Raw genomic sequence first — 15,779 nt, 5'->3', positions numbered from 1 at the left:
CGCCTCGCCTGACTCCAAGTTTACGTAAACATCACATTGAGCTGAGTCCGGACGCAGGTCGTTTCACAGTCTCTTTATTCTGCAGAACCTACCGGAGTTCATTCGGTATTTCCGTGAGAAATAAACCCTCTCGTTTCGCCCCCAACTTAACCCTCGGTCCGTGCGTTTGCCATGGTGATTTCGATCCCGGCGGCGTGTGGTCCCACCAAATCAACCAAACCCCGAGACACTGCTATTCAATCCATCCGCGGCAAACCCTTGCCCGGCCGTTTGCAAATCCCGCCGCCCCGACTCATACCGTCGGCGGGGGGAACCGGACCACGCTTCCACGGTTTATCGTATTCAACCGTCCCCTACAAAGGACCGAATTCGCCTAGACTGACCGAAATGCTCCCCCTGCGATCGACCGAACTGGTTTCCGAGATTGCGACGCGGTGCCTCCCCCCGCACCAAACAACACCCTAGATGAAGACCCCAAGATCGTTATTACGTCGGTTTATCGGTGGCACCGCCGGCCTCGCGGCTGTGCTGTCCCCCATGCCGTTGACGGCACAATCGGCTTCGACTCCCGAAAATTCCGACGATGACTCCATCGTCGTTCTGTCGCCCTTTGAAGTGACCGCTGATTCCGACGTCGGCTACACCGCGTCGCAGACGCTGGCGGGCAACCGCCTCAACACCGATCTGCGTGACATTGGCAGCGCGGTTTCTGTGGTCACGAAGGAGTTCCTGCAAGACGTCGGTGCCACCGACAACGCGTCGCTCCTGCAATACACCACCGGCACCGAGGTGAGTGGTTACCGGGGCAACTTTGCCGGGGTCGGCGACGCCGCCAGTCTCAATGAAGACACCATCCGTCCCAGTGAGAACAATCGCGTGCGCGGTCTCGCCGCCGCCGACAATACCCGCGACTTTTTCCGCTCCGACATTCCGTGGGACTCCTACAATGTCGATCGCGTCGACCTCCAACGCGGGGCCAATTCCATTTTGTTCGGTCAGGGCAGCCCGGCCGGCATCATCAACACCGGCTTGAAAAGCGCCCAGTTTCGCAACTTCGGTGAAGCCGAGTTCCGTGTCGGCAGCTATGGGACGGTGCGTGGTTCCATCGACCTCAATCGCGAGATCATCCCCGGACAACTCGCCCTGCGGATCAACGGCTTGATGGAGGACGAAGGTTTCCGCCAAGAGGAAGCATTTTCCCGCGACGAACGGCTTTACGGCGCACTGCGTTACGAGCCCGAAATGCTCAACCACGACGGTCTGCGCACGATCATCAAAGCCAACTTCGAGTCCGGTGCAGTGGACAGCAACAACCCGCGCTTCCTGCCGCCCGCCGACGCGATTACCCCGTGGTTCACCCAGCTGAACCAAGCGACCTACAACCAGTTCCAGGCGTTTGACCACTTGTCCGGTCGGCCCAACCATGGGCAGTTCCGAGTTAACCTCGCCGCCACCGGCGCGCCCAATCCCGCCTACGAGCCCTACCTCGGCACGTTCGGCTTTCCGTCTCCGCGCTCCGGCCCGGCCGTGTTCTTCAACAACGGCTCACAGACCATGCAGGTGACCGATGTCATCGGTGCCTTCGTGAGTGGTGGTCTCGGTGCCGACGGTGCCGTCGACGGTGGTATCGCGGCCATGCCCGACAACGGCTGGCTCTCGCTCCAGGGCACCGCCCAATGGGCCATCAACTCCGGGGCGGACTACTCCAAGGCCGGCCTCTGGAAGAACAACCTCATCACCGATCCCGCGATCTTCGATTTTTATCACCATCTCATTGACGGTGATACCAAGCGCGAGTGGCAGGACTTCGATGTCTTCAACGTGAGCCTCGCCCAGACCTACTTCCACGACAAGGTCGGCATCTCGCTCGACTACTCCCGCGAGAACTACGAGAGCGGCCAGAAGGCACTCCTGCCCGGCGAAGTGCGGCTGCAGGTCGACCCCATGGCGGTCTACGGCGACGGCACGCCCAACGCCGCCGGCGAACCTTACTCCGACGGCACGCCCAACCCCAACGTCGGTCGCGCCTTCGTCTCCACCAACAACGCCTGGTCCAATCGTGCTTACGACAACGACCGCGAATCCAAGCGCGCCACCGCCTTCATCAAACACGACTTCAACGAGGACCGCAGCGACAACTGGTTCAAGCGCCTGCTCGGCTCCCACACCCTCACGGGTCTGGTCGGCGAAGACACCGCCAAGTCCGACGGTCGCCAGTGGCAGCGCTACGGCATCTTCGACGATGCCTTCTACAATCTCGAAGGTCGCCCCGACGAGCGCTTCAACGGCTCGCTGACGCCCACCCAGATTGTTTACCTCGGCGACTCGCTCCTCGGCAGCCCGCTCAATCAAGCGAACATTCCCGTGGTCACCGGCAACGTCACCATGGCGAGCGGTCCGATCAGCTACTTCGACTCGACCTGGAACAGCTCAGTCAACCCCGCCGACCCGTGGGAAAACGGGTTCTACGCTCCCGGCTCCGCCGAGCGTTCCTCCACCCAGGCGGAAAATCCCGCCAACTACGTCGGCTGGACCACCACGCCCCTCAACATCATCGATGCCGAAGCGTCCGACGCCAACCGTGACCGCCTCACCACCCGCGCCACTCTGGATAAGGCTGTGACGTCGTCGCAAGCTCTCGTCTGGCAAGGCAAACTGCTCAGCGACGCGCTCATCGGCACCTACGGCTGGCGCAAGGACACCGCCAAATCATATGCGTTCGACATGTCGCCCAACGATTTCTCCCCGGCCGATGACCGCGGTGCCGTCGACCTCAGCGACTCGTATTACAAGCTCCCGACCACTGGCGCCGAGGCCGAGGTGCAGTCCCGCTCCTACAGCATCGTGGCTCACCTCTCCGACCTGCCCGTGCTGGACAACATGATGGAGCGCCTGCCGGTCGACATCAGCCTCTACTACAGCAAGTCGACCAACTTCAAACCCGATTCCAGCCGCGTCGACATCTACGGTGCGTCCCACCCGGCACCCTCGGGTAAAACCATCGAGCGCGGCGTCCGCGTCGAGACCCGCGACGGCAAATACTCCCTGCGCGTCAACCGCTATGTGACGTCCAACGCCAACGCGACCAGCACGCAGATCAACGCCGCCGCCATCGGCAGCTGGATGCAGCTCACGCAGAACTTCGCCAACGTCTTCGACTACAATATCCGCCCCTGGGGATACGATGCGACGGTGGCCGGCCAGACCGGCAACGACACCGATATCGCCGACGACGCCTCCGGCATTTGGGAGCCTATGCGCTACAACTTCCACCTGTTCAACAACAAGCCTCTGCGCCCCGGCGACGTGGTTTCGAGCGATGGCAACTGGATCGTTTCTCCCGAGCTCGAACGCACCGTCATCGATGCCGTGCGCACCTTCCAACGCGCCGTGGACCCGCGCTTCTGGGAAGCGTGGCGCATCGATACCTTCGGTGACTTCGGCCCCTCCACCCACGAGGTGACCTACAGCGTGCCGACCGGCTTTGCCATCATCGAGGACAACGTGTCCAAGGGATGGGAAATCGAACTCGCCGCGCAGCCCACCTCCAATTGGCGCATCGCCCTCAACGCCAGCAAGACCGACGCCCGCCGCACCAACGTGGGTAACGCCAACATCCGCGAATTCATGACCCTCGTCGCCGACTCCCTCCGCATCGCCGAAGGCGACGGCGTGGGCCGCCTGCAGCACTTCTGGGGCACCGAAGACGTGGTGACCGCCGGCAAAAACTGGTTCGATGGTGAAGGTCTCGCCGGTGCTCCCGGCAGTGAGTGGCGCCTCGCCCAGTTGGTCGAAAACACTACCGTGCCCGAAATGCGCGAGTGGCGCACCAACCTCATCACCAATTACGCGTTCGAGGAAGGTCGGCTCAAGGGCTTCAACCTCGGTGGCGGACTGCGCTACCAAAGCAGCGTGATCATCGCGTATCCGCCGATGGGTGACCCCAATGATCCGACCACGGTCGAATACAACCTCGCCGCGCCGATCAGCGGTCCGGCCGAGACCAACGTCGATCTTTGGTTGGGCTACCGCCGCAAGCTCACCGATCGCATCAACTGGCGCGTGCAGCTCAATGTCTACAACGCCTTCAACGGCGACAACGAGCTGATTCCGATCACGGCCCAGCCCGACGGCAGTTTCTCTGCCTTCCGCATCGCGCCCAAACGCAGTTGGACGCTCTCGAACACCTTCGAGTTCTGATTCTGTTCCGACCGTTCCCACGCCGGAACCGCAACGCCGGGTGGCTCATCGCGAGCCATCCGGCTTTTTTGTGGTCGCGAAATCGGACCAGAGAAGGGTGGCACTTGTCGTGCATCGCAGCGCAGTCAGGCCCAACATTGATCCCCGGGCTGCCATGCCCGGACGCAGGCGACGTTCGTAAAAAGACCATGCATCGCTGCCTTGCGATTCGTGGGAGTGACGACATGTTTGGAGGCATGAGCATTGCCGAACTCCGCAAACTTCCCCCGGATGAGAAGTTGAAGATCCTTGAGGTCCTGTGGGGGGATTTGGCTGCGGATGAGAATTCCTTTAAAAGTCCATCGTGGCACCAAACGGAGTTGGCGCGCACCGAGGAGGAATTTGCCGCCGGCAAAATCGAAGTGCTCGATTGGGAAACGGCGAAGAAGGAGATGAGAAACCAATTCGAGTGAAAGTCAGGGTTCTTCGCTCGGCGTTGGTGGATCTGGCGAACGGACGTCGGTTTTACGATCTGCGAGTCGGAGGAATCGGAGGCTACTTTTTCGACAGTCTGTTTTCCGAGATAGATTCCTTGGCACTATTCGCGGGAATCCATCGAACTCAGTTTGGATTCCATCGCTTGCTCGCAAAGCGATTTCCTTTTGCAGTCTACTATCGAGTCATTGAGCGAGAAGCCGTCGTATTCCGCGTCTTGGACTGTCGCCGAGATCCCGATTGGATTCCAAATGCGCTTAAAAAGACGCCATAGAAGGGTGATGTTGATGCACAGGATACCCATCGTCTTCAAGCATGCCAATTTGGCCTGACCGCGTTCGCCAGGATTCTGCCGCTGATTTGAACGTCAGGGGGTCGGGCCGAAGAAGTGGGCTTCGAGGGCGATGCAGAGCGCGTGGTAGATGGGCAAGTGACGTTCCTGTATCCGCGGGGTTTCGGTGTAAGGCACGCAGATGGCCACATCGCACAGTGGCGCCAGTTGTCCGCCGGACGCTCCGGTGAGTCCGATGGTGCGCACGCCGCGGCTGTGCGCGAGGCGAACGGCATGCAGCACGTTGGCCGAGTTGCCCGAGGTGCTGAGGGCGAGCAGCACGTCGCCGGGTTGACCGTAAGCTTGGACCTGTTGCGCAAACACGAGATCCGGTGCGACATCATTGGCAAAGGCCGTGGCCAGCGCGGTGTGCGCGGTGAGCGCAATCGCGGGCAGCCCGCCCTGCAGGTGATCGGCCATGTAGCGCCCGCTCTCGCCGTGGGCGTCGATCAAGGCGGCTTGAGCGGAGGCGGGCAGGGGCCGGCGCAGCAGGAATCCTTTGACCAGTTCACCGACAATGTGGTCCGCATCGGCGGCACTGCCGCCATTGCCACAGGTGAGGAGTTTGCGGTCGGTCGCGAACGCGTCGCGCAGCAGGGAAAAAGCGGCCTCCACCTGCGGCAGCACGCCGGTCAGATCGGGGTAGTCGAGACCCAGTTTTACGATGGTGGAATTCATGTGGCAGATGGCGGTGACGATGGGGTGACCGGAGTCGATTCCAACACATAAAGCGCGGCGGCCACGGCACCGTGACTGCCGATGGTTTCTCCGAGTGCGGCGGGCACGATTTGACAAACGGCGCGGGGGCTGGGCAGCGCTTCGTCGTCGATTACCGGATACATGGCGGGATCGAGCAGGTGCCGGGACTTGGGGTAGAATCCCCCGATGACGATACGCTCCGGGTTGAACAGATCGATCAGCAGGGAAACGGCCGCACCGAGCTTTTGCCCGGCCTCCGCCATGATGGACTGCGCGAAGGCGTCCCCCGCTTCCGCCGCGTGAGCGAGACGTTGTCCGGTGATCTCCACGCTGTCGTCGCGCCACGGCGCGGCGGCGGCGGCGGGACTCGAAGCCAACCGCAGGCGGGCGAGACGAGCGATGCCTCCGCCACTGCAAAAACCTTCCACGGAACCGGCCTTGCCGTAGCCGACCGGTCCGGTCGGGGCGAGGCGGACGTGGCCCACCTCGCCGGCGTCTCCCGTGGTGCCTTCGTAGAGTCGGCCATCGAGAATCAGACCGGCCCCGAAGCCCGTGCCCGAGGTGAGAAAAATCATGTTCGCCACGCCCTGGCCGGCCCCGAATTTCCACTCCGCCAGCGCGCAGGCATTGGCGTCGTTCATCAGCGTGGCCTGTCCGCCGAAAGCGGTCGTGAGTCGCTCCACGATGGCGATGCCATGCCAACTCTCATGGAGGTTCGGTGGAGCGGTGATGGTGCCGCGGCGACCGTCGAGCGGACCACCGCAGGACACGCCCATCCGGAGGGGACGATCGGGGTCGCGCAACGCACGCACCCCGGTGCATAGCGCCGCAAAAGTGGGTTCGAACGCCGCCGTGGCGATGCGGGTGGATTCGACGACGCGTCCATCGACCAACTGGCTGACGGCGCATTTGGTGCCGCCAATATCGATGCCCATGATCTGGGGTTCACTCATCGGAGGTTGTGGACGTGTTTCGAGGGGCTTGGATTCAGGCAATCTTGAGGTGCGGGCGCGAAGCGCGAGGGGATTTAACCCAGGCCCGCTTCTTCTTTGCTCACGGCTTTGAAGTTGGGTCGGCCAAAGCGGGTCGTGGGCGGCACTCCGACGGGATTGTGATGGAAGGTGTCGGTCCCGCGGCAAAGGTAGGTTTTGAAGTTCGGGTTTACCGCGAGGTCGTTTTTCACGTTGGTGCCGGAGTAGCGGATGGTGAGTCCGGCGCGTCGCCGATCCGAGGGGTTGGCCTGGGAGCCGTGAATCGCCCGGTCATCATGGAGCGAGCACTCACCGGCTTTCATGCGAAACTGCACCGCGGCCTCGGAGGAAAAGTCCGAACCGTCCTCGAGCTGCAGGGTGAGCACGGAATCGGTATCCGTCCCGCGCTGGTGTTTGACGATGCCGCCGCGATGCGAACCGGGAATGATTTTCATCCCGCCGTTGCCTTCATCGACATCGTCGAAGGCGACCCACACGGTGACGGAATTGTGGGGGGCCATGGGCCAATAGTAGGCATCCTGGTGCCAGCCGACGGTGGACGTGCTGCGTGGCTCTTTGATGAAAAAGTTGCTGGCCCAACAGTAGAAATCGGGCCCCAGCACGCCTTCGACCAAATCAAGAATCCGCGGGTTCAGGCAGATCTCGTAAAGATATTGGCTGGCCTCGTGCCATTCGCGGATGTCCTTGGTGGTTTCGCCGGGTTTGAGCAGGGCCAGCAGGTGCGGCAACTCGGCATTGATGCGGCGCATTTCCTCCGGCGTGAAAACGGGCGGCAGACCGATGAGGTAACCGTTTTCTTGGTAGCAGGCTTTTTGTTCGTCGGACAACTGGTGGGCGGAGCGGGGCTCATTCATGATGGGACTTAAAACAAGGGGGAATTGAGAGGAGACCCACTCTAGCCGAAATAGGGCGGACACGCGTTCATCCTGTTACGGCAAAATGTATAAATAATTACGCTAGATAAAATATAGCGAACATGGCTGTCTGTTGCGTGAACGATGCGAGTCTTACGCGACCCACGATTGATCAGTGGCTTCATTTACGAGCAGCCGGCGGATGATCTCCCTGCGCTGACGCATTGTGGAGAAGCGCTCTGTGGGACGGGCCACCACATGAAACCGCACGAGCACACGGGGTTCGAATTCATGTATCTCTCGCGGGGCCAGGCGCGTTGGCGGGCGGGCGGACAGACACTCGTGCAACAGCCGGGAGAGCTTTATCTGGCGTATCCGCGGGAACGGCACGGCACGGGGGCAAAGCGAAATACCGAGAACCAGCAACTCTGGGTGGGGCTCGATCTCGACGCGTTTGGGGCGGATGGCCGCCGTTTGGCCGCGCGGCTGCGACGGGACCATCCCCGGATCTTGCGCGGCTGTGACAACATCGAGCCGGTGTTGCGAGCGGTGGTGCGACAAGTCGTGACGAAGCAGCCGCGACGCACCGCAGCCATTCGTTCGTTGCTCAGGACGTTTTTGGTGCTGGTCGAGCAAAAGTTGGACACGGTGGACGCCGGCGCGGCGAATGCAGAAGAGCCGGTTTTACCCCACTCATATGGTGTGCGCCAGGCCTTGGCTTTTCTCGCGCGCAACCTGCAACGGCGGGTGCCGCTGCGCGATCTGGCCGCCGTTGCGACCGTGCGCAGCGTGCCGCATTTTTGCGCGCAGTTTCAACGCGAGGTGGGCGTGTCTCCGGCCGCCTACCACTTGCAGGCACGGTTGGAGGCCGCCCGACTGGCACTGCGCCAGCCCGCGTTTGATGTGACCAATACCGCGCAGCATTTTGGGTTCAGCTCCTCGCAGCATTTCGGCACCCAGTTTCGCCGCGCTTTCGGTGTCACCCCCGGTCAATGGCGACGCGGGGCCGATCGAGGATGCTGCCGGAATAGCACAGCACAGGAGACTGACTGATCTCGGACCAGTCGTTTCGTATGTGGGCTGGAGCTGACCGTCGGGGGGAGAGGCTTATGGTTGGTTCAGGCGGAATCGGTCCACGGGCAGGCCGCGCACGCCGGGCTTGGCGTAGAAGATGCCGCCGGCGAGGGGTTGCGCGGCGCGCTCTTCGTCGGTCATGCCACTCCATGCCGTCGTGATGTAGAGCGTATCCAGTTCCGGACCACCAAATGCGCACGATGTGACTTGGGTGGCGGGGAGGTCGACGCGTGCGAGCTCTGCGCCGGAGGAGGGGTCGATGCGGCGCACGCAGGCTCCCCCCCAGCATGCGACCCAGAGCATTCCCTCCGCGTCGATGCACATGCCGTCGGGCAGACCTTGTTCCTCCGCGAGCGACAAGATGGTGCGGTCGAACACGATGTCTCCCGAGGTCGGATCCCAATCGAAGCGGTCGAGGCGGCGTTTCAAACTATCGATGAAATAGAAACTGCCGGTTGCGACGTGCCAGGCCAAGCCGTTGGAACAGCCCAGGCGTTCAATGCGGGACTGTGGAGCTAGCGCACCGACTTTCGAGTAAAGCGTCCCGGTGAACTCGCCCCATTCATACGGCATGGTGCCCCACCACAACCGGCCGGTCGGATCACATTTGCCGTCGTTGCAACGGAGTTTTCCGGTCGCGTCTCCCGATTGGAATGGTGTGATCGCTCCGGTCGCGTCGTCCACCAACACCAAGTCCGCCCCGTGGGTCGCCACCAGAGTGTCGGGCGCATCGGTGGGGACGACGAAGCCGCAGGTTCCCCCGGTAGCGATGGAGCGAGGGCAGTCGCTTTTTTCGTCGAGCGCGTGAATGAGCCCTGCGGTGATGTCCACCCACCGAAACGCATTACGGCGGTCGTCCCACATGGGACCTTCCCCCAATTCGTGGAGGCCGGCGGCTTTCAAATGATGGCAAGGAATACGGTTCTCGTAAGGCACCAAGATGGCCTAAGCGGTGTTGCTTCGATCTCAAGAACCCTATTCCGGGAGCGCCGCGGCCCCGGGGTCAGTTGCCCGATTCGGCGGAGTCGGTGGCTACCAGTAAGGCGAGCGCGATGAGGATGAGAGTCGCGGTGATCATAGGGCGGGTTCCGGGACGGAAGATTCAGCCACGCGTTGCCAGCCACCGCCGAGGGCGCGGATGAGACTGGCCGCAGCGACGAGACGTTGGCCTTGGAGTCGCACCGTGGCGCGTTCGGCGTCGAGGGCGCTGCGTTCGGCGTCGACGACTTCGAGGTAACTCACCACCCCCGCGTCGTAGCGGACATGGGAGAGATTGGCGGCCCGTCGGGCGGCAGTCGCGGCGCGCTCGGTCGCTGCGGTTTGCTCGGCGAGGAAACGATTCGCGGCAAGCGCGTCGGAGACGTCCTGGAAGGCGCGCAACACGGCCCCGCGATAACGGGCGGATTGTTCAGCGAAGGCGGCTTCCGCGCGATTGAGGTTGGCGCGGTTGCGGCCTCCTTGGAACAACGGTAGGTAGAGACTTGGTCCGAAACTCCACACGCGGTTGTCGCCGGAGAAGAAGTTATTGAAGTCGGCGCTTTCCCATCCCGCGCTGCCCGTGAGCCGAATGGTCGGGAAGAACGCTGTCTTGGCGACACCGATGCGGGCGGACGACGCGGCGAGTGATTGTTCGGCGGCGGCGATGTCGGGGCGACGTTGGAGGAGCTCCGCCGGGAGGTCGGATGGCACGCGCGGCGGCGAAGGCAGCGCGGTCGTGCTGACGTGGGTGCCGGTGGTCGGGCCGGGTTGTTCGCCGAGGAGCACGGCGAGCGCGTGTTCGAGGTTGGCGGTGCGATGCGCGACGGCGGCGGCGTCGGCTTCGGCGAGCGCGAGTTCGGTGTCGGCGCGGGCGAGGTCGAGGGGATTGCTGCTGCCGATCTCCACGCGGTCGGCCACGATGCGGCGAGCGTCGCGGCGCGTCGTCACACTGCGGGTGACGATGGCCGATTCCAGCTGGAGGGCGCGCAAGGTGTAGTAGGTCTGGGTGACCTCGGCGGCGAGACTGACGCGGGCCGCATCGTGCAGGGCGGCAGAGGTGCCGGCGTCGGCGCGGGCGGCCTGGGTCCCTTTGCGAATGCGACCCCAGAGATCGAGTTCCCAGGTGGCGGTGCCGGGCAGACTGGCATAGTCGCTCGCGAGGTAGCCGTTTTCCAGATTGCTGTGACGACGGGCCGAGCCGTTCAGGCTGAGTTGCGGCCAGAAGTCGGCGCGGGTCGCGCCGGCGGCGGCGAGCGCCTGGTCAACGCGGGCGGCGGCGGCTTGCAGATCGACATTGTTTTCGAATGCGGTGGCAACCAGCGCATCGAGCGTGGAATCGCCGAACGCAGCGGTCGTGAGATCCGGCTCGGCGCGGGCGCTGAGTTGGACCGTAAGAAGGAGGAGGGCCGAAGGCAGAAGTGGGAGAAGCCGAAAGGATGCTTTCATGATGGGAACGGCGGGAGAGTTAGGCGGATTGAGTGGACGCATCGTCGGCTGCGACGGAATCGGCCGCGGGTTGCGGTTGTGGTTCGCGCAGGCCGAGGCGCTCCAGCACCACGTAAAAGACGGGCGTGAGGAACAGGCCAAAGAAGGTGACACCGATCATGCCGGAGAAGACCGCGACGCCCATGGCATGGCGCATCTCGGCGCCGGCACCGGTCGACGCCACGAGCGGGAAGACACCGGCGATAAACGCGATACTCGTCATGAGAATCGGGCGCAGGCGCAGGCGGGCGGCGTCGAGGGCGGCCTCGACGGGCGAGGCTCCTTCACTGCGGCGCTGGGCGGCGAATTCGACGATGAGGATGGCGTTTTTGGCCGCCAGACCGATGAGCACGATGAGCCCGATCTGGGTGAAGATGTTGTTGTCGCCGTCGGTCAGCCAGAGGCCGGTGATGGCGGCGAGCAGCGCCATTGGCACGATGAGAATCACCGCGAACGGCAGGCGGAAACTTTCGTATTGGGCGGCGAGGACGAGGAAGACCAGGAGTATCGAAATGGGGAATACGAAGAGCCCGGCGTTGCCCGCGAGGACCTGCTGGTAGGTGAGCTCGGTCCATTCAAACGCCATACCGGCGGGCAGGGTTTGGTTGGCGAGTCTGGTAATGACCGCCTGCGCCGTGCCGGTGCTCACGCCGGGCAGGGGGGCGCCGTTGACCTCGGCGGCGGGGTAGCCGTTGTAGCGCATCACCCGATCCGGTCCGTAAGTTTCGGATACACTCATGAACGAGCCGAGCGGCACCATTTCGCCGGCCCGGTTGCGGGTTTTGAGGCGGGCAATATCGGAGGCGTCGTTCCGAAACTCCGCGTCGGCCTGCGCGACCACCTGGTAGGTGCGGCCGAAGCGATTGAAGTCGTTGACGTAGGCTGAACCGAGGTAGGTCTGCATCGTGTCGTAGAGATCGTTGAGGGCGACGCCCTGTTGTTTGGCCTTGGTGCGATCGACATCGGCCTGCAACTGCGGGGTGTTGATGGTGAAGCTGGAATACAGCCCCCCGAGTTGCCCACTGGCGTAGCCGGCGCCGACGAGCTGCTGCACGGCGTCGTAGAGGGCGTCGATGCCGAGATCGGCGCGGTCCTCGATGTAGAGCTTGAAACCGGCCGTGGTGCCCAGACCTTGCACGGGGGGCGGCGGGAAGATGGCGATGTAGGCGTCCTGAATGGCGCCGAACTCGCCTTGCAACGTGGCCGCGATCTCCTGACCGGACATGCCCGCCCCGTGGCGTTCCTCGAAATCCTTGAGCGCCACGAAGACGATGCCGCTGTTGGTGGAGTTGGTGAAGCCGTTGATCGACAAGCCGGGGAATGCGATGGCGTTGGCGACACCCGGGTGGGCGAGGGCGATGTCACCCATGCGACGGATGACATCGTCGGTGCGGTCGAGCGAAGCAGCGTCGGGGAGTTGGGCAAAGGCGACGAGGTAACCCTTGTCCTGGGTCGGCACGAAACCGGTGGGCGTGGATTTGAAGCCCCAACCGGTGAGCGCGAGCAGACCGCCGTAGAGGATGAGCGTGATGGCGGAGAACCGAATCAGCCGGGAAACACCGGCGGTGTAGCGACCGGCCGCCCAGTCGAAGAAGCGGTTGAAGGGACGGAAGAACCAACCGAGGCCGCGATCGAGGATACGCGAGGGCAAGTCTTTGGGCGCGTGGTGACTCTTGAGCAGGAGGGCGCTGAGAGCGGGCGACAGCGTGAGCGAGTTGATCGTCGAGATGAAGGTCGAGATCGCGATCGTGATGGCGAACTGCTTGTAGAATTGTCCGGTCAGCCCGGCGATGAATGCGGTGGGAATGAACACGGCGGCGAGCACCAGAGTGGTCGCGACGATCGGGCCGGTGACTTCGCGCATGGCACGCTTGGTGGCGTCGACGGGCGAGAGGCCGAGGGCGATGTTACGTTCGACGTTTTCGACCACCACGATGGCGTCGTCCACCACGATGCCGATGGCGAGCACGAGACCGAAGAGCGACAGCGCGTTGATCGAAAAACCGAGGGCCAGCATGACGGCGAACGTGCCGACGAGCGACACCGGCACGGCGGCGAGAGGGATGAGCGACGCGCGCCAGGTTTGTAGGAACAAAATCACTACGATGACCACGAGCACGATGGCTTCGAGCAGGGTGTGCACGACGGCCTTGATGGAGCTGCGCACGAAGATGGTCGGGTCGTAAACGATGTCGTAGTCGAGGCCTTCGGGGAACGAAGCCGACAATTCCTGCATGGTGGCGCGCACGGCGTCGGAGACGGCGATGGCGTTGGAGCCGGGCAATTGGGAGATCGGGATGGCGACGGCGCGCTGGTTGTTGAGCAGCGAGCGCAGAGAGTATTGCGATGCGCCGAGTTCGAGGCGGGCGACGTCGGAGAGCTGAACGGTCTCACCGTGGGTCCCGGTCTTGACGATGATGTCGGCAAATTGGTCCGCATCGATCAGGCGTCCCTGCGTGTTGATGAGGAGCTGGGTGTCGTTGGGGTGTTCGAGCGGTTGTTGGCCGACGGAACCGGCGGCGACTTGCACGTTCTGCTCGCGGATGGCGGCGACGACGTCGGAGGGGATGAGGCCGCGCGCGGCCATTTTTTCCGGATCCAGCCAGACCCGCATGGCGTAGTCGCCGGAGCCAAACAACCGCACGTCACCCACGCCGTTCAGCCGGGCGAGCACGTCGCGCACCTGCAGGGTGGCGTAGTTGCGCACGTAGATGTCGTCGTAGCGGCCATTGGGACTGAAGAGGTGAACGACCATGAGCAGGTCGGGAGAGGTCTTGGCCGTGACGACGCCGAGACGGCGGACCTCTTCGGGCAGTTTGGGCAAGGCCTGCGAGACGCGGTTTTGCACCTGCACCTGGGCCGTATCCAGATTGGTGCCGAGTTCAAAGGTGATGGTGAGGGTCATCACGCCGTCGCTGGTCGCCTGCGAATACATGTAGAGCGAGTGCTCCACGCCGTTGATGGCCTGTTCGAGCGGCGCGGCGACGGTGTCGGCGATCGTCTTGGGATTGGCGCCCGGGTAGGTCGCGCGCACCACGACCGTGGGCGGCACGACTTCGGGATATTCCGAGATCGGTAGTTTGAAGAGGGCGATGGCGCCCACGAGGAAGATGATGATCGACAGCACGCCCGCGAAGATCGGGCGTTTGATGAAGAAGTCGGAGAAGTTCATGATGGAACGGCGGCGGGAAGCGGACGGGAAGCGAAGACGGGAGGGCGTCGGGCGCGGGCAAGGCAGTAGCCATGGCCGCGCCGACGCGGCGGAGTTGGAGGGAGGCGAGGGCGGAGGGCGGAGCTTAGCTCGAACGGGCGAGTGCGGCGGTTTCCACCGTCACGCTGGTGCCGGGCCGGACGCGTTGGAGTCCGTTGACGATCACGCGGTCCTCGGGTTGCAAGCCGGTGCGAATCACCCGTTCACCATCGACCACGGGACCGAGGGTGATGGGGCGGTAGGCGACCGTGTTGTCGTCACCGACGACGAGAACGAATTTCTGGCTTTGGTCGGTGCCGATGGCGCGTTCACTGATGAGCAGCGCGGGTTCGGGAGAGCCCAGCGGGAGGCGAACCCGGGCGAACAGACCGGGCGTGAGCGCGTCGCCGGTATTGGGAAACACCATACGAACGGTCAGGCTGCCTGTGGTGGGATCGAGATGGTTGTCGAGGCTCTCCACGAAGCCGTGGCGCGGGAAGCCCGCTTCATCGGCCAGTTGCATGTCGACGGGGATACGGCCGACGTCATCGAGTTGCACTTGCCCCTCGCGGAGGAGTCGCTGCAGACGCAGCACGGTGGCTTCGTCCACATCGGCGTGCACGTAGGCGTCGCCGACGGAAACGAGCGTGGTCAGCGGTGTCGCGGGAGACACGAGGTTGCCGGTGGTGACGAGGGCGCGGGAGACCCGTCCGGTAATGGGGGCGCGGACGGAGGTGCGTTCGAGATCGACAGCGGTGCGGTCGCGTTCGGCGCGAGCCACGAGGAGATTGGCTTCGGCTTCGGCGGCGCGGGCGCGGCGGGTGTCGGCCTCCTCGGTGCTGATGGCTTCACGTGAGAGCAGCAGGTCGGCACGGTCGGCGTCGCGGCGGGCGGTGGTGGCGGTGGCTTCGGCCCGCACTACGGCGGCGGCGGCGGCGGCGTGCGCGGCGGCGTAGGTGCGGGCGTCGAGGGTGAACAACAGGTCGCCTTGTTGGACGACCTGGCCGGATTGGAAATGGACCGCGTCGAGGCGGCCGGGAACCTCGGCGCGCAGATCCACCATTTCCAGCGCGTGGATACGTCCGGTGATTTCGGCGGCTTCGACCAACGTGCGTTGGCGGGGTGACGACACCGTCACCGCGGGAGCAGGCGGAGCGACGGCGGCGGCGGAAACGGATTCGGCTTCGTCCTCGGTAAGGGCAAAGAGGGTGGCGGTCGTGGCGACAGCCAGGACGGTGGCGACAACGGCGGTGCGGCGGAGTGTGACGGATTTCATCGAGAGTGGGCGAAGGAGTCAGGTTTGGCGGGAAGGGTGTGCGGGCGCGTCATCGAACTCACTCGTGGTAGCGAGAGAGGGTTCGAGGGGCGGCGTAAAGGAAGTCGGTCCAAGCAACGGTGGGGCTCGTGGCCGACCGGATGATGGTGGTTTCGTCGGGGGACGAAGTGATCCCGGGGCGACGATGGGTGGAGCGGAACTTCAATCGACGAGCAGTTGAAGCGGA

General features: G+C 63.6%; 10 protein-coding genes. 3 read left to right on the top strand and 7 right to left on the bottom strand.

Going from position 1 to position 15,779, the window contains the following annotated elements:
- Positions 1-465: 465 nt before the first annotated feature.
- Complete coding sequence (locus tag PXH66_RS15080) at positions 466-4,200, top strand: TonB-dependent receptor plug domain-containing protein (protein WP_330929867.1); 3,735 nt, start codon at positions 466-468, stop codon at positions 4,198-4,200.
- A 188-nt stretch (positions 4,201-4,388) separates the two neighbouring features.
- Positions 4,389-4,652: an addiction module protein gene (locus tag PXH66_RS15075; protein ID WP_330929866.1), complete on the top strand. Its 264-nt coding sequence runs from the start codon at positions 4,389-4,391 to the stop codon at positions 4,650-4,652.
- 389 nt (positions 4,653-5,041) lie between these two features.
- Here PXH66_RS15075 and PXH66_RS15070 read toward each other — a convergent pair whose 3' ends face one another.
- The 3 genes from PXH66_RS15070 to PXH66_RS15060 form a co-directional block, all read right to left on the bottom strand.
- A complete protein-coding gene (locus PXH66_RS15070) occupies positions 5,042-5,683 on the bottom strand; it encodes a D-sedoheptulose-7-phosphate isomerase (protein WP_330929865.1) in 642 nt (213 codons plus the stop codon).
- Positions 5,680-6,657, bottom strand: a complete 978-nt coding sequence (locus tag PXH66_RS15065; protein ID WP_330929864.1) for an ROK family protein — start codon at positions 6,655-6,657, stop codon at positions 5,680-5,682. Before PXH66_RS15065 ends, PXH66_RS15070 begins: the two co-directional genes overlap by 4 nt.
- Positions 6,658-6,731: 74 nt before the next feature.
- Positions 6,732-7,550: a phytanoyl-CoA dioxygenase family protein gene (locus PXH66_RS15060; RefSeq protein ID WP_330929863.1), complete on the bottom strand. Its 819-nt coding sequence runs from the start codon at positions 7,548-7,550 to the stop codon at positions 6,732-6,734.
- A gap of 258 nt (positions 7,551-7,808) precedes the next feature.
- On the opposite strand from PXH66_RS15060, the gene PXH66_RS15055 reads away from it, so the two are divergent.
- The gene (locus tag PXH66_RS15055; RefSeq protein ID WP_345784006.1) at positions 7,809-8,603 is read left to right on the top strand and encodes a helix-turn-helix domain-containing protein; all 795 of its coding nucleotides are present in this window, start codon (positions 7,809-7,811) and stop codon (positions 8,601-8,603) included.
- A gap of 54 nt (positions 8,604-8,657) precedes the next feature.
- Here the strand turns inward: PXH66_RS15055 and PXH66_RS15050 are convergent, their stop codons facing one another.
- From PXH66_RS15050 to PXH66_RS15035, 4 genes are all read right to left on the bottom strand, one after another.
- Positions 8,658-9,527, bottom strand: coding sequence for an SMP-30/gluconolactonase/LRE family protein (locus PXH66_RS15050; protein ID WP_330932062.1), 870 nt, complete (start codon positions 9,525-9,527; stop codon positions 8,658-8,660).
- Between the two features lie 171 nt (positions 9,528-9,698).
- Positions 9,699-11,048, bottom strand: coding sequence for an efflux transporter outer membrane subunit (locus tag PXH66_RS15045; RefSeq protein ID WP_330929860.1), 1,350 nt, complete (start codon positions 11,046-11,048; stop codon positions 9,699-9,701).
- Between the two features lie 19 nt (positions 11,049-11,067).
- Positions 11,068-14,259, bottom strand: coding sequence for an efflux RND transporter permease subunit (locus PXH66_RS15040; protein WP_330929859.1), 3,192 nt, complete (start codon positions 14,257-14,259; stop codon positions 11,068-11,070).
- A gap of 124 nt (positions 14,260-14,383) precedes the next feature.
- On the bottom strand, positions 14,384-15,553 hold the full coding sequence (locus PXH66_RS15035) for an efflux RND transporter periplasmic adaptor subunit (RefSeq protein WP_330929858.1): 1,170 nt from the start codon (positions 15,551-15,553) through the stop codon (positions 14,384-14,386).
- Between the last annotated feature and the right edge of the window lie 226 nt (positions 15,554-15,779).

The sequence above is a fragment of the Synoicihabitans lomoniglobus genome (genome assembly GCF_029023725.1).
GTDB lineage: Bacteria > Verrucomicrobiota > Verrucomicrobiia > Opitutales > Opitutaceae > Actomonas > Actomonas lomonigloba.
Note: the sequence above shows the minus strand (reverse complement) of the source record. Positions and strands in the feature narration are given on the sequence as shown.